Origin of the sequence: Pseudomonas fakonensis (assembly GCF_019139895.1) — a bacterium.
GTDB lineage: Bacteria > Pseudomonadota > Gammaproteobacteria > Pseudomonadales > Pseudomonadaceae > Aquipseudomonas > Aquipseudomonas fakonensis.
In genome coordinates, this window is sequence record NZ_CP077076.1 from 4,310,534 (window position 1) to 4,329,369 (window position 18,836).

At 64.7% G+C, this 18,836-nt stretch carries 15 protein-coding genes and 1 pseudogene; 12 read left to right on the plus strand and 4 right to left on the minus strand.

Annotated features, from left to right (window positions below):
* Positions 1-6 precede the first annotated feature (6 nt).
* From hyi to KSS94_RS18885, 5 genes are all read left to right on the plus strand, one after another.
* Positions 7-789 carry a hydroxypyruvate isomerase gene (gene hyi, locus KSS94_RS18865; protein ID WP_217839594.1) on the plus strand — a complete coding sequence of 261 codons (783 nt, stop codon included), beginning with the start codon at positions 7-9 and terminating at the stop codon, positions 787-789.
* Between the two features lie 175 nt (positions 790-964).
* A complete protein-coding gene (locus KSS94_RS18870; RefSeq protein WP_217839595.1) occupies positions 965-1,858 on the plus strand; it encodes a 2-hydroxy-3-oxopropionate reductase in 894 nt (297 codons plus the stop codon).
* Positions 1,859-2,071: 213 nt separating this feature from the next.
* Positions 2,072-3,346, plus strand: a complete 1,275-nt coding sequence (locus KSS94_RS18875; RefSeq protein WP_217839596.1) for a glycerate kinase type-2 family protein — start codon at positions 2,072-2,074, stop codon at positions 3,344-3,346.
* Complete coding sequence (pyk, locus tag KSS94_RS18880; protein WP_217839597.1) at positions 3,343-4,758, plus strand: pyruvate kinase; 1,416 nt, start codon at positions 3,343-3,345, stop codon at positions 4,756-4,758. The genes KSS94_RS18875 and pyk overlap by 4 nt, the downstream gene beginning before the upstream one ends.
* A gap of 207 nt (positions 4,759-4,965) precedes the next feature.
* Entirely contained in the window at positions 4,966-5,841 is an 876-nt protein-coding gene (locus tag KSS94_RS18885; protein ID WP_217839598.1) for an urea transporter, read from the plus strand.
* Positions 5,842-5,853: 12 nt separating this feature from the next.
* Here the strand turns inward: KSS94_RS18885 and KSS94_RS18890 are convergent, their stop codons facing one another.
* The gene (locus KSS94_RS18890; RefSeq protein ID WP_217839599.1) at positions 5,854-6,648 is read right to left on the minus strand and encodes an RHS repeat-associated core domain-containing protein; all 795 of its coding nucleotides are present in this window, start codon (positions 6,646-6,648) and stop codon (positions 5,854-5,856) included.
* Positions 6,649-6,800: 152 nt separating this feature from the next.
* Here KSS94_RS18890 and KSS94_RS18895 point away from each other — a divergent pair, with 152 nt between their 5' ends.
* From KSS94_RS18895 to KSS94_RS18905, 3 genes are all read left to right on the plus strand, one after another.
* On the plus strand, positions 6,801-7,622 hold the full coding sequence (locus KSS94_RS18895; protein ID WP_217839600.1) for an ion transporter: 822 nt from the start codon (positions 6,801-6,803) through the stop codon (positions 7,620-7,622).
* Positions 7,623-7,839: 217 nt separating this feature from the next.
* Complete coding sequence (locus tag KSS94_RS18900; protein WP_217839601.1) at positions 7,840-8,838, plus strand: sulfate ABC transporter substrate-binding protein; 999 nt, start codon at positions 7,840-7,842, stop codon at positions 8,836-8,838.
* 199 nt (positions 8,839-9,037) lie between these two features.
* On the plus strand, positions 9,038-11,062 hold the full coding sequence (locus tag KSS94_RS18905; RefSeq protein WP_217839602.1) for a mechanosensitive ion channel family protein: 2,025 nt from the start codon (positions 9,038-9,040) through the stop codon (positions 11,060-11,062).
* 74 nt (positions 11,063-11,136) lie between these two features.
* On the opposite strand, the gene KSS94_RS18910 is transcribed toward KSS94_RS18905, so the two are convergent.
* Together KSS94_RS18910 and KSS94_RS18915 are read right to left on the minus strand one after the other, a co-directional pair.
* The gene (locus tag KSS94_RS18910) at positions 11,137-12,093 is read right to left on the minus strand and encodes a class I SAM-dependent methyltransferase (RefSeq protein WP_217839603.1); all 957 of its coding nucleotides are present in this window, start codon (positions 12,091-12,093) and stop codon (positions 11,137-11,139) included.
* A gap of 16 nt (positions 12,094-12,109) precedes the next feature.
* Entirely contained in the window at positions 12,110-13,003 is an 894-nt protein-coding gene (locus KSS94_RS18915) for a DMT family transporter (RefSeq protein WP_217839604.1), read from the minus strand.
* Positions 13,004-13,136: 133 nt separating this feature from the next.
* Between KSS94_RS18915 and KSS94_RS18920 the strand changes: the two genes are divergently transcribed.
* The 3 genes and pseudogenes from KSS94_RS18920 to KSS94_RS18930 all read left to right on the plus strand — a co-directional run bounded on the left by KSS94_RS18920 (position 13,137) and on the right by KSS94_RS18930 (position 16,441).
* On the plus strand, positions 13,137-13,574 hold the full coding sequence (locus KSS94_RS18920; RefSeq protein WP_217839605.1) for an Lrp/AsnC family transcriptional regulator: 438 nt from the start codon (positions 13,137-13,139) through the stop codon (positions 13,572-13,574).
* Between the two features lie 669 nt (positions 13,575-14,243).
* A pseudogene (locus KSS94_RS18925) lies at positions 14,244-15,695 on the plus strand (NCS1 family nucleobase:cation symporter-1); the annotation flags it as partial.
* Between the two features lie 17 nt (positions 15,696-15,712).
* A complete protein-coding gene (locus KSS94_RS18930; RefSeq protein ID WP_217839607.1) occupies positions 15,713-16,441 on the plus strand; it encodes an aspartate/glutamate racemase family protein in 729 nt (242 codons plus the stop codon).
* Between the two features lie 93 nt (positions 16,442-16,534).
* On the opposite strand, the gene KSS94_RS18935 is transcribed toward KSS94_RS18930, so the two are convergent.
* Positions 16,535-17,731: a D-amino acid dehydrogenase gene (locus tag KSS94_RS18935; RefSeq protein WP_217839608.1), complete on the minus strand. Its 1,197-nt coding sequence runs from the start codon at positions 17,729-17,731 to the stop codon at positions 16,535-16,537.
* Between the two features lie 99 nt (positions 17,732-17,830).
* On the opposite strand from KSS94_RS18935, the gene KSS94_RS18940 reads away from it, so the two are divergent.
* The gene (locus KSS94_RS18940; RefSeq protein WP_217839609.1) at positions 17,831-18,730 is read left to right on the plus strand and encodes a LysR family transcriptional regulator; all 900 of its coding nucleotides are present in this window, start codon (positions 17,831-17,833) and stop codon (positions 18,728-18,730) included.
* The last annotated feature ends 106 nt before the right edge of the window (positions 18,731-18,836 follow it).

Below are 18,836 nucleotides of genomic sequence, written 5' to 3' on the forward strand. Positions count from 1 at the left end.
ACAACCATGCCTCGCTTCGCTGCCAACCTGTCCATGCTGTTCACCGAACAGGACTTCCTGGCCCGCTTCAAGGCTGCCGCCGACGCCGGCTTCAGCGGTGTCGAATACCTCTTCCCGTACGACTTCAGCGCAGCCGAAATCAAGCAGCAGCTGGACGCCCACGGCCTGACCCAGGTGCTGTTCAACCTGCCAGCAGGCGACTGGGCCAAGGGTGAACGCGGCATCACCTGCCACCCCGACCGCGTCGAAGAATTCCGCGCCGGTGTCGACAAGGCCATCGAGTACGCCAAGGTGCTGGGCAACACCCAGGTCAACGCCCTGGCCGGCATTCGCCCGCAAGGCCTGCAGTGCGCCGACGTGCGCAAGACCTTCGTCGACAACTTGAAGTACGCAGCCGACAAGCTCAAGGCCGCTGGTATTCGCCTGGTCATGGAAATGATCAACACCCGCGACATCCCGGGCTTCTACCTGAACACCACCCAGCAGGCCCTGGAAATCCAGGCCGAGGTGGGCAGCGACAACCTGTTCCTGCAGTACGACATCTACCACATGCAGATCATGGAAGGTGACCTGGCGCGCACCCTGGAAACCAACCTCAAGCTGATCAACCACGTGCAGCTGGCCGACAACCCGGGCCGCAACGAGCCCGGCACCGGCGAGATCAACTACCGCTTCCTGTTCGAGCACCTGGACCGCATCGGCTACCAGGGCTGGGTGGGCGCGGAATACAAGCCCAAGACCACCACCGAGGCGGGCCTGGGCTGGCTCAAGAGCCATAACGCAATTTAAGAGGGTGTGCGGGGCCTTGTAGGAGCGGCCTTGTGTCGCGATGGGCTGCGCAGCAGCCCCGGCAATCTTTGCCATGGCTGAAATCCTGGGGGCGCTGCGCACCCCATTCGCGACGCAAGGCCGCTCCTACACGCCTGTTCCATCGAGATTCGACAATTACAACGAGGTATCTCTCATGGCTAAAATCGGTTTCATCGGCACCGGCATCATGGGCAAGCCCATGGCTCAGAACCTGCAAAAGGCAGGTCACAGCATCTTCGTTTCCACCCACCACGACGCAGCCCCGGCCGACCTGGTCGCCGCTGGCGCCGTGGCCCTGGCCAACCCGAAGGAAGTGGCCCAGGAAGCCGAGTTCATCATCGTCATGGTGCCGGACACCCCGCAGGTCGAAGCCGTACTGTTCGGTGACAACGGCGTCGCCCAGGGCGTCGGCCCGAACAAGGTAGTGATCGACATGAGCTCGATCTCCCCTACCGCCACCAAGGCCTTCGCCGAGAAAATCAAGGCCACTGGCGCCGCCTACCTGGACGCCCCGGTGTCCGGCGGCGAAGTCGGTGCGAAGGCTGCGACCCTGAGCATCATGGTCGGCGGCTGCCCGAAAGCCTTCGAGCGCACCCTGCCGCTGTTCGAAGCCATGGGCAAGAACATCACCCGCGTGGGTGGCAACGGTGATGGCCAGACCGCCAAGGTCGCCAACCAGATCATCGTCGCCCTGAACATCCAAGCTGTGGCCGAAGCCCTGCTGTTCGCCGCCAAGAACGGCGCAGACCCTGCCAAAGTGCGTGAAGCACTGATGGGCGGCTTCGCCTCGTCGAAGATCCTCGAAGTGCACGCCGAGCGCATGATCAAGGGCACCTTCGACCCGGGCTTCCGCATCAACCTGCACCAAAAGGACCTGAACCTGGCCCTGCAGGGCGCCAAGGAGCTGGGCATCAACCTGCCCAACACCTCCAACGCCCAGCAAGTGTTCAACACCTGCCAGGCCCTGGGCGGCGGCAACTGGGACCACTCGGCGCTGATCAAAGGCCTGGAACACATGGCCAACTTCTCGATCCGCGACGACAAGTAAGACCTGATCGCAGGCAAGCCGGCTCCTACAGCTACAGCGAAGGCCTCACCCCTGTAGGAGCCGGCTTGCCTGCGATGAATTTCGCACCGATGAACCTGCAACCCTCGGATCATCGGTGACCCCGAGCAACACCCGCCCCTGGTTCGGCCTGCACGGAGGCAGTTCCAGGGGCGTTTTCGATTCTGCAGAACAACAAGAATTTGGGAGCCTGCCATGTCGGTCGATCCGCAAAAACTTCTCCGCGACCTGTTCGACACAGCCATCGCCGCCGCCCACCCGCGTCAAGTCCTCGAACCCTACCTGCCCGCTGACCGCAGCGGCCGGGTCATCGTCATCGGCGCCGGCAAAGCTGCCGCCGCCATGGCCGAAGTGGTCGAAAAAAGCTGGCAGGGCGAGGTCTCGGGCCTGGTCGTGACCCGCTACGGCCATGGCGCCAACTGCCAGAAGATCGAGGTGGTCGAAGCCGCCCACCCGGTACCCGACGCCGCCGGCCTCGCCGTGGCCAAGCGTGTGCTGGACCTGGTCAGCAACCTCAGTGAAGACGACCGCGTCATCTTCCTGCTCTCCGGCGGTGGCTCGGCCTTGCTGGCCCTGCCCGCCGAAGGCCTGACCCTGGCCGACAAGCAGCAGATCAACAAGGCGCTGCTAAAATCCGGCGCCACCATCGGCGAGATGAACTGTGTGCGCAAGCACCTCTCGGCGATCAAGGGTGGCCGCCTGGCCAAGGCCTGCTGGCCGGCCACCGTCTACACCTATGCCATCTCCGATGTGCCGGGCGACCTGGCGACGGTCATCGCCTCCGGCCCCACCGTGGCCGACCCGAGCACCTCGGCCGATGCCCTGGCAATCATCAAGCGCTACAGCATCGACGCGCCCAAAGCGGTCATCGACTGGCTCAACAACCCCGCCTCGGAAACCGTCAAAGCCGATGACCCAGCCCTGGCCCGCAGCCACTTCCAGCTGATCGCCAAACCCCAGCAGTCGCTGGAGGCCGCCGCCGTCAAGGCGCGTCAGGCCGGCTTCAGCCCGCTGATCCTCGGCGACCTGGAAGGCGAGTCGCGCGAGGTGGCCAAGGTGCACGCCGGCATCGCCCGGCAAATCGTCCTGCACGGCCAGCCACTGAAGGCCCCCTGCGTGATCCTCTCCGGCGGCGAAACCACCGTCACCGTGCGCGGCAACGGCCGCGGCGGGCGCAACGCCGAGTTCCTGCTGAGCCTCACCGAAAGCCTCAAGGGCCTGCCGGGCGTGTACGCCCTAGCCGGCGACACCGACGGCATCGATGGCTCGGAAGAAAACGCCGGCGCCTTCATGACCCCCGCAAGCTACGCCCGCGCCGAGGCCCTGGGCCTGTCGGCCAGCTTTGATCTGGACAACAACAACGGCTACGGCTACTTCGCCGCCCTCGATGCGCTGATCGTCACCGAGCCGACCCGCACCAACGTCAACGACTTCCGCGCCATCCTGATCCTCGAGACTGCCCAATCATGACGCCTGATAAAAAAGTAAAGATCCTCGCCACCCTCGGCCCTGCGATCAAAGGCATCGACGACATCCGCCAGCTGGTCGAAGCCGGGGTGAACATCTTCCGCCTCAACTTCAGCCACGGCGAGCATGCCGACCACGCCCTGCGCTACCAGTGGATCCGCGAAGTCGAGCAGCAGCTGAACTACCCGCTGGGTATCCTCATGGACCTGCAAGGGCCCAAGCTGCGCGTCGGCCGCTTCGCCGAAGGCAAGGTGCAGCTGCAACGCGGCCAGGCCCTGCGCCTGGACCTGGACAACACCCCGGGCGACAGCCGCCGGGTCAACCTGCCGCACCCGGAAATCATCGCCGCGCTGCAGCCAGGCATGGACCTGCTGCTGGACGACGGCAAGCTGCGCCTGCGGGTCACCGCCAAGCACAGTGACGCCATCGACACCGAAGTACTGAACGGTGGCGAGCTGTCCGACCGCAAGGGCGTCAACGTGCCGCAAGCGGTGCTCGACCTCTCGCCGCTCACCGCAAAAGACCGCCGCGACCTCAGCTTCGGCCTGGAGCTTGGCGTGGACTGGGTGGCCCTGTCGTTCGTGCAGCGCCCCGAGGACATCGTCGAGGCGCGCCAGCTGATCGGTGACCGCGCCTACCTGATGGCCAAGATCGAGAAGCCTTCGGCGGTGGAACAGCTGCAGGCCATCGCCGAGCTGTCCGACGCGATCATGGTCGCCCGTGGCGACCTGGGCGTGGAAGTGCCGGCCGAAAGCGTGCCGCAGATCCAGAAGCAGATCATCAACACCTGCCGCCAGCTGGGCAAGCCGGTGGTGGTGGCCACGCAGATGCTCGAGTCGATGCGCTTCTCCCCGGCCCCGACCCGCGCCGAGGTCACCGACGTGGCCAACGCCGTGGCCGAAGGGGCGGACGCGGTGATGCTGTCGGCCGAGACCGCCTCGGGCGACTACCCGCTGGAAGCGGTGCAGATGATGAGCAAGATCATCCGCCAGGTGGAAAACGGCCCGGACTACCAGGCCCAGCTCGACGTGGGCCGGCCCAAGGCCGAGGCCACCGTGTCGGACGCCATCAGCTGCGCCATCCGCCGTATCAGCGGCATCCTGCCGGTGGCGGTGCTGGTCAACTACAGCGAGTCGGGCACCTCGACCCTGCGCGCTGCACGCGAACGGCCACGGGCACCGATCCTCAACCTCACGCCAAACCTCAAGACCGCCCGCCGCCTGAGCGTGGCCTGGGGCGTGCACTCGGTGGTCAACGACCGCCTGCGCCAGGTTGACGAGGTGGTTTCCACCGCCCTGGAAATCGCCCAGGCCCAAGGCATGGCCAGCCGTGGCGACACGCTGCTGATCACCGCCGGTGTGCCTTTCGGCAAGCCGGGGTCGACTAATACGCTGCGGATCGAGACCTTGGTCTGAGATCGCCGGGGGCGCTTTGCGCCCCAATCGCGACACAAGGCCGCTCCCACAGGGATCGCGCCAGGGCATGGGAACGCGATCCTTGTGGGAGCGGCCTTGTGTCGCGATTGGAGGGCGCAGCCCTCCCCTGATACGACTGCAACAACCCTGCGGAAAACCCGAGGCCCAAAGAGGCCCACCGCTTCCCACTCACCTCACTGACTGCCCATGTACACCAAAAATTTCGTCAACCCGTGCCCCGACTGGGCCACGGCTTTGCTCAACGGCTTCAGCCAGGTGCTGCTGCTGCGCAGCCCCCTGTGCGGCCTGTGCTGCCTGCTGGCCATCCTGCTGACTGCCCCGGCGCTGGTCGGCGGCGCCTTGCTCGGCGCCCTGGCCGGCCTGCTCACGGCCCAGCGCCGCGGCTACGACCGCGCCGACCGCCAGGCCGGGCTGTACTGCTACAACGGCGTGCTGATTGGCATTCTGATCAGCGCCGTGCTGCCCTGGTCGGCCATCTTGCCGCCGCTGATCATCGCCGCAGGGGGGCTGTCGAGCATGCTCACCCATCAGTGGCGCAAGCGCGGCGGTAAGCTGCTGGTGGCCTACACCGCACCCTTCGTGCTGCTCGGCTGGGCCGCCCTGATGATGGCCGAACCTGCCACCACCGCCTATGTCGAGGCCGACCCGCTGTACGCCCTGCTGCGCGGCGTGGGGCAGATCTTCCTGCTCGACAAACCCATGGCCGGGCTGCTGATCGTCATCGGCATGTACTTCGCCAACCCCTACGCCGCTACATGGGCGGTGATCGGCTCGATGCTCGGCGGCGCCGTGGCGCTGCTGGCAGGTGAGGGGCAAGCTGTATGGATGGGGTTGTACGGCTTCAATGGCGCATTGGCGGCGTTGGCCTTCAGCCGCCAGGGCGAACGGCCTTGGGTGACCTTGCTGGCCATTGCCCTGGCGCTGCTGCTGCAGCCGTTGTTCAACCTGCTGTCGGTGGCAGGCCTGACCGCACCCTTTGTGGTGGCCTGCTGGCTGATGCACCTGGGTAACTATCTGGCTCGCCGCGGCCATCGACACGACTCTGCCGAGCTGCGAAGCTGACCGTATGTAAACTCACTTATTTTGTCGAAGACCAGTGGCTGCGTCAGAAAGCGTCAGGTAGCCATGACTGCCAGCACCTCTGGATGAACCTGACTGCACAGGTGCTGGCTGCACACCGGATATGAAAGCGTGGGTATCGGGCACAAGCATCTTTTTTTCAAACCCCTGCATCGTCAAGAGGTGGTAGTTTTTCTCTGGAGGTGCGGGGATATAGGTATTGCCTTTCACGAAGTGATTTCCCGACAGTTCATTGAACGGGCTTTCGGAAATGACTGTTGCATTGAATTTGCCATCCGCGAAGGAAAACTGGAACGTAGTCGCCTGCCTTTCATGCACTCGAACGACATCAATGGTGCGCCCCTGGCTTCTAGGATCATTGAGTAGATTCAAATGAGCTTTCAGATCTTTTTTGGGTAAACCGTAGGTCTTGAGCAGGCGCGTCAACCCAGTCTTCTGCCCCGCCCGCCCCAACGGGTCATTGAGGTTGATCGGGTCGCCATTGCAGTAGGCATAAGCGTTGATGCCCCCTCTCTTGAAAGGGCTGAGCTCATCAGGGCTGTAAAAACGCATCAGCGTCGGGCCATAGGCTCGATAACCGTTCCCCAACAAGTAACCTTGGATTGCCGGCTCCAGCCACTGCCCGTTGAAGTAGAGCCCACTTTTGCTTGCGCCCAAATACCCATAGGGCATGTAAGGTACCGAGGTCTGCACCCGCGCATGCTCCCCAAGGACACTCCCGGCGAGATCTGTCTTCAGCAACCTGGTGCTTTGTGCCAATTGCTTGTGTGTCTGGATAAGATCGGGCATCTCCGGCTCCCATGATCAATGAACCTGCTCGTATGCTCGGCGATCTATGGACGCTGTGAAACTGGCATTTCTGACAGGCCCCAGCCCAGCCCCTTCCGAGTCAGCCCCAGACCTTCTAGTCTTGTCACTCAAACCTTCGGAATCGTCCTTCCATGCCCACCCCGCAATCCCTGCGCGAACGCCTCTACATCATCGTCTTCCAGACCGACACCGTGGCCGGTCGGCGCTTCGACAAAGCCCTGCTGCTGATCATCCTGGCCAGCCTGGTGACGGTGATCCTCGACAGCATCGACGACGTTCACCAAGGCTACGCCGGGCTGCTGGCGGCCATCGAGTGGGGCTTCACGGCAATCTTCCTGGCCGAATACCTGACCCGCCTGTACTGCTCACCCAAGCCGTTGCGCTATGCCTTCAGCTTCTACGGGCTGGTGGACCTGCTGGCGATCGTGCCGGGGATCATCGCCCTGTACTACAGCGACGCCCAGTATCTGCTGATCATCCGCGTCATCCGCATGCTGCGGATCTTCCGCGTGCTCAAGCTCAGCCCGTATTTGAAGCAGGCCCACTACCTGCTGGCGGCGCTGCAGGGCAGCAAACAGAAGATCATCGTATTCCTGGTCAGCGTATCGACCCTGGTGACCGTATTCGGCACCCTGATGTACGTGGTCGAAGGGCCTGAGCATGGCTTTACCAGCATCCCCAAGGGCATCTACTGGGCCATCGTCACCCTGACCACCGTGGGCTTTGGCGACATCGTGCCGAAAACGCCGCTGGGGCAGGTGCTCTCGTCGCTGGTGATGATTACCGGTTATTCGATCATTGCCGTGCCGACCGGCATTTTTACCGCCGAGCTTGCCAATGCAATGCGCGGTGAGCAGTTGCAGCATGACTGCCCGGTGTGCAGCAAAAAGACCCATGAGCATGGCGCGGCGTTTTGTTCGCGCTGCGGGAACGTGCTGTTTCCCAAGCAATGAAGCCTGCCTGTGCCGGCCTCTTCGCGGGTAAACCCGCTCCCACAGGATCACTGCAGGCCTGAACGCTGCACGGTCCCTGCAGGAGCCGGCTTGCCGGCGACAGGGCCAGCAGCCACACCGACATAACCAAAGCTGTTTTTGTTCTTTAGCCGCCACACAGCCACCCGCTATAGTCGCAGGCACTCTGCCACTCCCCATTCAATAACAAGGACGCAACGTGAAAAAACTCTTCAGCGCCTCGCTGCTCGCCGCAGGCCTGGCCCTGGGCAACCTGGCCCAGGCCGCGCCAACCCTGCTCAACGTTTCCTACGACGTGATGCGCGACTTCTACAAGGATTACAACCCGGCGTTCCAGAAGCACTGGGAAGCCGAGCACAACGAGAAGGTCAACGTGCAGATGTCCTTCGGCGGCTCGAGCAAGCAGGCCCGCGCGGTAATCGACGGCCTGCCGGCCGATGTCATCACCATGAACATGGCCACCGACATCAACGCCCTGGCCGACAATGGCAAGCTGGTGCCGGACAACTGGGTGACCCGCCTGCCAAACAACAGCGCGCCGTTCACCTCGGCCACCGTGTTCATCGTGCGCAAGGGCAACCCCAAGGCGCTGAAAGACTGGCCCGACCTGCTCAAGGACGGTGTGCAGGTGATCGTGCCCAACCCCAAGACCTCGGGCAACGGCCGCTACACCTACCTCTCGGCCTGGGGCTACGTGCTCAAGCAGGGCGGTGACGAAACCAAGGCCCGCGCGTTCGTCGGCAAGCTGTTCAAGCAGGCGCCGGTGCTGGACACCGGTGGCCGCGCCGCCACCACCACCTTCATGACCAACCAGATCGGCGACGTGCTGGTGACCTTCGAGAACGAAGCCGAAATGATCGCCCGCGAGTTCGGCCGCGACCAGTTCGAGGTGGTCTACCCAAGCGTGTCGGCCGAAGCCGAGCCGCCGGTAAGCGTGGTCGACAAGGTGGTGGCGAAGAAGAACACCCAGGCCGTGGCCGAGGAATACCTCAAGTACCTTTGGTCCCCGGCTGCCCAGGAAATCGCTGCACAGAACTACCTGCGCCCGCGTGACGCCACCGTGCTGGCCAAGTACACCGACCGCTTCCCGAAAGTCGACTTCCTGTCGGTGGAGAAAACCTTCGGCGACTGGCGCACCGTGCAGAAGACCCACTTCAATGATGGTGGAGTGTTCGACCAGATCTACACCGGCCAGTAACCGCAAAACACACACCCTGTAGGAGCCGGCTTGCCGGCGATCACCGGCAACGCCGGTGCCATCGTCAACCTGTGGCGGCCTCATCGCCGGCAAGCCGGCTCCTACAAGGGATGTGCCGACATTTGATCGAACTTTCCCGTCTGTAAGCCAATCAGTTCCTTGAGTAACCCTGCCCCTCACCGGCCCAAGGAGTACTCACGTGCTGCGCGCTTTCTTCACCCTGCTGTTCAGTTGCCTGCTGAGCACTCACCTGCTGGCCGCCGAGCCCACCCCCGCCGATGAACCACCTGCAGAACCCGCCGCAGTATTGCAAGGCGGCCTGCTCGGCGCCCTGGCCGATGGCCTGGACAGCGCCGCCCAGGAGCTGGACCTGGATGCCCACCTGGTGGACGCCTGGCGCCTGCGCACCGACCGCGCCGCCAAGGAAGTGGAGCGCCTGGTCGACAAGCACTCGGCCACCGACTCGCTGCACCTGGCCGGCAACTTCCTGCTGCTCACGGTCACTTGGGTGGCCAGCTTCGCGCTGCTCACAAGCCTCGGCCGCTGGGCCGCCAGGCGTGCATGCGCCAGCGCCTGGCTACGCCCGCGCAAACGCGCCAGCAGCCTGCTCGGCTACCTGCTGCCCTACACCCTGCCGGCCTTGGCCAGCCTGCCGCTGACCCTGTACGCCAGCCGTTTTCTCGACCCTTCGGTGGCCCGCGCCTTGGGCTTGAGCCTGGCCTACGCCACCAGCAGCGGGCTTTTCTCCACCTCGATCATCCTGTGCCTGATCACCCTGTTCGACGCCGGCCACAAGCGCCCGGCCGTGGCCCTGATCAAGCGCCTGACGCCGCGCCCGCTGTTTCTGATCGGCTTTCTCGCGGCCTGGAGCGACGCCCTGACCAGCCCGCAGATCGCCCGCCAGTTGGGCGGTAACATCACCGCCAGCATCGCCGTGCTCACCGGCCTTGCTGCCACCTTCATCTTCGCCAGCCTGGTGATCCGCCTGCGCCGGCCGGTCGCCCACCTGATCCGCAACCGCAGCTACAAGGACCGCGTGCAGCACCGCGCCGTGCAAGAGACCCTGCGCATCTTCTCGGCGGTGTGGTACCTGCCGATCTTGCTGATGATCCTGGTTTCGGCCATTCACCTGGTCGGCGCCGGCGAGGAAAGCCAGAAAGCCCTGCAGAACGCCTTGCTGACCACCGTGCTGCTGGTCTCGACGGTGTTCCTCAGCACCCTGCTGCAACACCTGCTGGCCCCGCGCGAAACGGACCCGGCGCAGCGGGTGCGGCCTTACAAGGAGCTGCTGCGCAGCCTCGTCCACGCCCTGCTGCGCATTGCCATGGCGATCACCTTCATCGAGCTGCTGGGGCGTATCTGGGGCTTCTCGGTGATTGATTTTGCCCTGAGCAACAGCCTGGGCCAGGCCATCAGCAATTCGCTGTCGAGCATCGGCCTGATCCTGCTGGTCACCTGGCTGCTGTGGGTGGTGCTCGACACTGCCATCCAGGAGGCGCTCAAGCCCCCGGTCGGGCGCAGCAAGGCGCGCCAGCCCAGCACCCGGGTGCGGACCATCCTGCCGATGCTGCGCAACGCCATCAAGGTGATCCTGATCGTCATCTGCACCATCACCACCATGGCCAACCTAGGCATCAACGTCGCGCCTTTGCTGGCCGGCGCCGGGGTGATCGGCCTGGCCATCGGCTTCGGTTCGCAGCAACTGGTGCAGGATGTGATCACCGGGCTGTTCATCCTGATCGAGGACACCATCTCGATTGGCGACTGGGTGGTGCTCGACTCGGGCCACGCCGGCAGCGTGGAAAGCCTGACCATCCGCACCCTGCGCCTGCGCGATGGCAAGGGCTTCGTGCATTCGGTGCCGTTCGGCCAGATCAAGGCGGTCACCAACCAGTCACGGCAGTTCGCCTATGCGTTCTTCTCGGTGCAGTTCACCTACGACAGCGACGTGGACCAGGCGCTGGGGTTGATCCATGAGGTGGGGCAGTCGATCAGCGAAGACCCGCTGCTGCGCATCAACCTGCAGGGGCCGTTGCAGGTGTTCGGGGTGGACCGCATGGACTTGAATGGCTTTGTGCTGACCGCGCAGTTCCGCACCATTTCCGGGGGGCAGTATGCGGTTAGCCGGGCGTTCAACGAGCGGCTGAAAAAGCGCGTGGACCAGGCCGAAAAGGTGAGTTTTGCCCAGGTGTATCCGTTGCCGGTGCAGGCTTTGGGGGCTTGATGTCGTCTGTGCCGGCCTCATCGCCGGCAAGCCGGCTCCTACAGGTATCACCAGTGGGAGCGGGCTTGCCTGAATCAGATCTGGCGGAACACCAGCGCCTTCAACCCGCCTTCAGGGTCGGCATCGGGAAACTCCGGCGGGTTTGCAAGCCGCTCGACAAACGCCAGCCCCGGCGCATGCTCGGCCATGCCGTCGATCAAGAACTGCGGCCCGATGCCTGGGTCGTTCACGCACGCCAGCACCGTCCCGCCGTCACTCAACAGCTCAGGCAAGCGCCGCAGGATCTTGCCGTAGTCCTGGGTCAGCACGAAACTGCCGCGCTGGAAGGTCGGCGGGTCGATGATGATCAGGTCGTACGGCCCGTACTTGCGCACCTTGCCCCACGACTTGAACAGCTCGTGCCCAAGATAAGCCACCCGCGAGGCATCGTGCTGGTTCAGGCGGTGGTTGTCGCGCCCGCGCGACAGCGCCGACTTGGCCATGTCCAGGTTGACCACCTGCTCGGCACCGCCGGCAATCGCCGCCACCGAAAAACCGCAGGTGTAGGCGAACAGGTTGAGCACCCGCTTGCCTGCCGCCTGCTCGCGCACCCAGCGCCGGCCGTAGCGCATGTCGAGGAACAGCCCGGTGTTCTGCCGCACGCCGAGGTCGAGCAGGTAGGTCAGGCCGTCCTCGACCACCTCACGCTGCTGGCAGGGCTCGCCCAGCAGCCACTGGCCCGGGCTGTCGGGCAGGTAGCGGTGCTGGATGAGCATCGCCTGGCCAGCCCATTGCGGGCTTTCGGCCAGGCGCTGCAGCATGGCCTCGAGCTCGGCCAGTTGGCCCGGCTCCGGCTCGCGGAACAGCGCCACCGACAGCACGCCCTGCAACCAGTCGACGGTGACCTGCTCCAGCCCTGGCCAGCAACGGCCACGGCCGTGGAACAGGCGGCGGGTTTCGGTGGGGGCAGGGTCGAGGGCGGCGAGCAGGTGTTGCTCGAGGGTGTGGATCGGCGAAGTCATGGCAGGTCGCAGGCTGGCAAAAAGCGCCATTCTACCTGCTCCGGCCCTATCGCGGGGCAAGTCGCGCCGGGCGCCACCACCACCCCTGCTGCATCCCCGCCGCCGCCAGCAGAATCAGCCCCACCCCCAGCCACTGCAACGGTGCCAGGCGGTGCCCGAACGCCACCCAGTCCACCAGAATCGCCGCAATCGGGTAGATGAACGACAGCGCCCCGGTCAGTGCCGTGGGCAAGCGTTGGATGGCGCTGTACAGCAGCACGTACATCACCCCGGTATGTACGATACCCAGGGTGACCAGGCTGGCCAGTGCCGAAGGCTCTGCCGGCAGCCCGGCAGGCCGCACGAACGGCGCCAGCAGCAGCACCCCGGTAACCACCTGAACCAGCGCGATCAGGTGCGGCGGGGTGCCCTTCAGGCGCTTGATGATCAATGCGGCGATGGCATACAGCAACGCCGCCCCCAGCGCCAAGGCGATGCCCAGCAGGTAGTCGTCGCCACTGCCCTGCCCGGCGCCATGGGCACTGACGATGGCCAGCATGCCGAGGAACGCCACACTGAGCCAGGTGAGCTTGGCCAGGGTGATCTTCTCGCCGAGAAACAGCGCCGCCAGCCCCACCAGCATGAACGGCTGCACGTTGTACACCGCCGTGCCGATGGCGATCGATGCCCGCGAATACGAGGCGAACAGCAGCACCCAGTTGCCGACGATGGCCACCCCGCTGGCCACCGCCAGCAGAAAGGTGGCGCGGGTCAGCGCCCCGGGCCTGAGCAAGCCCATGGCCGCGCAGATCACCAGCAGCGTGCCGGCACCGAACACGCAGCGCCAGAACACCACCTCGGCCACCGCCAGGCCCGACACCAGCACGAACCAGCCGATGGTCCCGGAAATCAGCATGGCGGCGACCATCTCCAGCGAGCCACGGCGCAATGAATTGTCCATCCCACACCTCCTGTTAACGATGGCCACAGTATGCGCAGGCGCCCGCGGCGCCCTCCAGCGGATAAACAAGGCAGAACCTGGCATCGACCTTTACTATCAAGGCAATTTCTTCAAATCGCCTGACGAGTTAGCCATGACCGATGATATTGACCAACTGTTGATCAACGCCCTGATGGAAGATTCGCGCCGTTCGCTCAAGGCCCTGGCCCAAGTCAGCGGGCTGTCGGCGCCCAGTGTCAGCGAGCGCCTGCGCCGGCTTGAAGAACGCGGCGTGCTGCGCGGCTACACAGTGGAGGTGGACCCGCGCTGCTTCGGCTACCAGCTGCAGGCCATCGTGCGCATTCGCCCGTTGCCGGGGCAGTTGCAGGAGGTGGAGCGGCAGATCATCGCCATCCCCGAGCTCACCGAGTGCGACAAGGTCACCGGCGAGGACTGCTTCATCGCCCGCCTGCACGTGCGCTCCATGGAGCAACTGGACACCCTGCTCGACCGCCTGAACGTGCTGGCCGAGACCAATACCGCGATCATCAAGAAAACCCCGGTGAAGCGGCGCCTGCCGCCGATGGCGTAACACCTTGCCGGCACTGCTCGTCTGTGGGAGCGGCCTTGTGCCGCGATGGGCTGCGCAGCAGCCCCACGATCTCGGTAACACACGAAATTGCCGGGGCTGCTGCGCAGCCCATCGCGACACAAGGCCGCTCCCACAGGGGAAGGCGAAACGTTAACGGCTATTTTTTGTACACATAAATGTCACCTTAAGTGCCATTTTTGTGTGCACTTCTCCCAGGTAACGCCCCATTAAGTTACACACTCCCCGCCACTAATTCTGACCAACTGATCAACTAACAACAGGCTTTAAAAATAAATCCTGTTCATTTGGTCAATTTATATTCTCTTTATTTCATTTACTTACATTTCAACAACCTAGATTCAAAATAGTGGCCAACTAAAAACTGGATTCAGCCTGGCACGGAACTGGCTTTTGTGTGCTCGTGTTTTGTATACAACTTAAACAAAACATAAATACACAAGAACTCGCAGCGTCGCCCACAGGCGACCGTTGCGCCCAGAACCCTGTGATGCCAACGCCTGCACCGACGAGATGGCGAGCCCGTGCGCCAGCGCCCGCTCATCGCAGTCACACGCATCAGGAGCCGCCGGAATGCCTAGCAGCCTCGACCTTGCCCCTGAACTTTCCGTTGCCAGCACCAGCCCTACCACCCTCGAAGGCCAGCCGGCCAACCTCGAACTGAGCCCGCGCCTGCACAACCGCGACCTCGCCCCGACCAAGGCCGAAGGCCGCCGCTGGGGCGGCTACAGCATCTTTGCGCTGTGGACCAACGATGTGCACAACATCGCCAACTACTCCTTCGCCATGGGCCTGTTCGCCTTGGGCCTGGGCGGCTGGCAGATTTTGCTGTCGCTGGCGATCGGCGCGGCGCTGGTGTACTTCTTCATGAACCTGTCCGGCTACATGGGCCAGAAGACCGGCGTGCCGTTCCCGGTGATCAGCCGCATCGCTTTCGGCATCCATGGCGCGCAAATCCCGGCGCTGATCCGCGCGGTGATCGCCATCGCCTGGTTCGGCATCCAGACCTACCTGGCCTCGGTGGTACTGCGGGTGTTGCTGACCGCCGTATGGCCACAGGTGGCCGTGTACGACCACGACAGCATCCTTGGCCTGTCGAGCCTGGGCTGGGTGTGCTTCGTGGCGATCTGGCTGGTGCAACTGGTGATTCTCGCCTACGGCATGGAAATGGTGCGCCGCTACGAGGCGTTCGCGGGCCCTGTGATCTTGCTGACCGTGGCCAGCCTGGCGGTGTTCATGTACTTCAAGGCCGACGCGCGCATCGCCTGGTCGGTGGCAGAACCGCTGACCGGCTACGAGATGTGGCGCAACATCTTTGCCGGCGGCGCCCTGTGGCTGGCGATCTACGGCACCCTGGTACTGAACTTCTGCGACTTCGCCCGCAGCGCGCCGTGCCGCAAGACCATCCGCGTGGGCAACTTCTGGGGCCTGCCGGTGAACATCCTGGTGTTCGCCGCCATTACCGTGGTGCTGTGCGGCGCGCAGTTCCAGATCAACGGCCAGGTCATCGACAGCCCGACGCAAATCGTCGCCAGCATCCCCGACACCGCGTTCCTGGTACTGGGCTGCATGGCCTTCCTGATCGTCACCGTGGCGGTCAACATCATGGCCAACTTCGTCGCCCCGGCTTTCGTGCTCAGCAACCTGGCGCCGCGCCACCTGAACTTCCGCCGCGCCGGGCTGATCAGCGCAACCCTGGCAGTGGTGATCCTGCCGTGGAACCTCTACAACAGCCCGCTGGTGATCGTGTACTTCCTCTCAGGCCTGGGCGCCCTGCTCGGCCCGCTGTACGGCGTGATCATGGCCGACTACTGGCTGCTGCGTAAGGGCTGCATCAACGTGCCCGAGCTGTACAGCGAAAACCCCGCCGGCGCCTACCACTACAGCCGCGGCATCAACCTGCGCGCCGTGGCCGCGTTCCTGCCGGCCGCCCTGCTGGCCATCGTCCTGGCCCTGGTGCCCAACTTCCACAGCGTTGCGCCGTTCTCCTGGCTGATCGGTGCCGGCATCGCCGCCGCCGTGTACCTGCTGGTCGCGCCGCGCCATCGCCAATACCACGACGTGAGCGGTGAATGCATCGCCGTCGACCACAGCAGCCACTGAATTGCGGGAGCTTTTGCATGCGTATTCTGATCGCCAACGTCAACACCACCGAAGCCATCACCGAGGCTATCGCCGAACAGGCCCGCAGCGTTGCGGCGCCCGGCACCGAGATCGTCGGCCTGACCCCTTGGTTCGGCGCCGAATCAGTGGAGGGTAACTTCGAGAGCTACCTGGCCGCCATTGCCGTGATGGACCGCGTGCTGGCCTACGACCAGCCCTATGATGCGGTGATCCAGGCCGGTTACGGCGAGCATGGCCGCGAAGGCCTACAGGAGTTGCTGAACGTACCGGTGGTGGACATCACCGATGCCGCCGCCAGCACTGCCATGTACCTGGGCCACGCCTACTCGGTGGTGACCACCCTGGACCGCACCGTGCCGCTGATCGAAGACCGCCTGAAGCTCTCGGGGCTGTACGAGCGCTGCGCCTCGGTCCGCGCCAGCGGCCTGGCGGTACTGGAGCTGGAGGCCGACCCGCAGCGCGCGGTAGAGGCCATCGTCGAGCAGGCCGAGCGCGCCGTGCGCGACGACAAGGCCGAGGTGATCTGCCTGGGCTGCGGCGGCATGGCCGGGCTCGACGAACAGATCCGCCAGCGCACCGGGGTGCCGGTGGTGGACGGTGTGAGCGCTGCGGTAACCATGGCCGAGTCGCTGGTGCGTTTAGGCCTGAGCACCTCGAAGGTACGCACCTATGCCACGCCGCGGGCGAAGAAGGTGATCGGCTGGCCGATGCGTTTCGGGCGTTGATCAGTCAGCCCCCCCCTGTAGGAGCTGGCTTGCCAGCGATGGGGCCAGCAGCCATCACACACAGGTCCGGCCTCATCGCCGGCAAGCCGGCTCCTACAGGGGGATCATCCCGGCCAGGCGCTCGGCACTGCCACAGGCCAGGGTGAACCCCAGTGCCCCATGCCCGATGTTCAACCACAGGTTGCGATAGGCCGTATCCCCGATCAGCGGCACCCCACTGGGTGTCGCCGGGCGCATCCCGGCCCAGGCCTGCGCCGCGTCATACTGCGCTGCATCCGGCAAGGTCGCCCTGACCAACCGCTCCAGGGTCGCCAGCCGTTGCTGCTCAAGCCCTTCGTCGAAGCCGACGATATCCACCATCGCCGCCACCCGCAGCTGGTCGTGCAGGCGGGCGTAGACCACCTTGCGTTCGTAGTCGGTCACACTCAGCTGCGGCGCCCGCTGCCCGGCAAGAATCGGTGCCGTCAGGCTGTAGCCCTTCAGCGGGTACAAAGGCAGGCGCACCCCAGGCAACCCCAGCGCAGCACTGCGATGGCCGGCGCACAGCACCACCTGCTGCACCGCCAGCCGCTCATCACCAAGCTGCAGCGCCACCACCCGCCCCTGCTCATGCAGCAGGCGCTGCACTGGCTGCCCAAGTAAAAACCTGCATCGCCCGGACGCCTGCAAGCGCGCTGCCAAGGCCAGGCAAAACCGATGACAGTCGGCAACTTCATCATCCGGGGTATGGATACCGCCAATGAACGGTGCATCGGCCAATGCGGGCTCAAGCTGGCGCAATGCATCGCCATCGAGCACCTGCTGCGCGCCTGCATCGATCAGGCTCGCCCGCGCCTTGGCGAACGCCGTTTCGCTGCGAAATGCCACCAGCTTGCCGTTGCGCCGCCAGGCAAAGCCCGCCAGTGCATCCTCCCCGCGCCAGCGCGCCAAGGTGGCCTGGCTGTACAGGGCCAACTCCAGCAGACGGGCGCCGTTGCGCCGGTTCACCGAGCGCCGGCAAGCGCCCATAAAGCCCGCCAGCCAGCGCCACTGGGCCGGGTCCATGCGCAGCCGCAGGCGCAAGGGTGAGTCACCTTGCAGCAACCAGCCCAGGGCCTGCCACGGCACCCCGGCATCGGCCAGCGGCGACACGTAGCGGTACGACAGCTGCCCGCCGTTGGCAAAGCTGGTGCCAGTGCCCAGGCTGTCGCGGCCCTCGATCAAGGTCACCTCGCGGCCTTCGCGCACCAGGGCATAAGCCGTGGCCAAGCCGATCACGCCACCACCGATCACCGTCACTTGCTTGTTCATCATCGCCTCCTGTCGGGTGCGCTCAGGCTACGGCCGATGACAGCCGGCGGATAATGCCGGATCATGCCCAGGGTATGAGCAAAGGTTATGGAGTGCGCCATGCGCCTGCGGCACATCGAAGTTTTCCAGGCCATCCGCCAGGCCGGGTCCGTCAGCGCCGCCGCGCAGTTGCTGCATGTCAGCCAGCCGGCGGTGTCCAAGGTGCTGCAGCACGCTGAACAGCAGTTGGGCTTTGCCCTGTTTCGCCGGGTGCGCGGCAAACTGCAGGTGACCCCCGAGGCCTTGCTGCTGGAACACGAGATGGACAAGGTCAGCGACGGCCTGGACGCCGTGCGACGGCTGGCCGTGAGCCTGCGCCGGCAACCGGCGCAGGCGCTGCATATCGGCGCCACGCCGGCGTTGGCCCAGGCACTGCTGCCGCAGGTTATAGCCGCCTGGCAGCTACGCCACCCCGCCACCCGCTGCGAGCTGGCCAGCCTGCATAGCCGCGAGCTGGTGCAGCACCTGCTGATGCGCGAGATCGACCTGGCGCTGACCCTGCACGACCCGCAGCATCCGGGGCTCAAGGTAGAGCCGCTGGCCTGTGGCGAATTGAGGGTGGTGGCACCGATCGGCTACTGGCCTGTGCAGCGCGCTGGCATGCCGCTGCCAGTGGATGAGCTTGCCGATGCGCCACTGATCGGCCTGAGCAGCAGCGACCCGCTGGCCAGCCGGGTCAACCAGTGCCTGCGGGGTATCGAGCCGCCCGCGCGCATCGATGTGCAGGTGCAGACCTACGCCCTGGCACGGGCCATGGCGGAAGCCGGAGCGGGCCTGGCACTGGTCGACCCGTTCACCGCACATGGTTTGCCGGCCGGGCAGTCCAGGCCGTTGCAGCCGGGGGTTGCGGTGACGGTGTATGCGCTGAGCCGGGCCAGTGAGGCGGTGCAGCATGGGCTGGAGGAACTGGTGGGGGATTTTGCACAAATGGCGCGCAGCATGATCGCGACCGTCTCATAGCGGTCGTTGGTTACCGAATGTGGCCGTAAGTAGGAGTCTTCTTGGTGTTGCGTAGGAGCATTCCCAACCCCTGAATCCCCCGCAGAATCGCGTCTTGCCAGCTGTT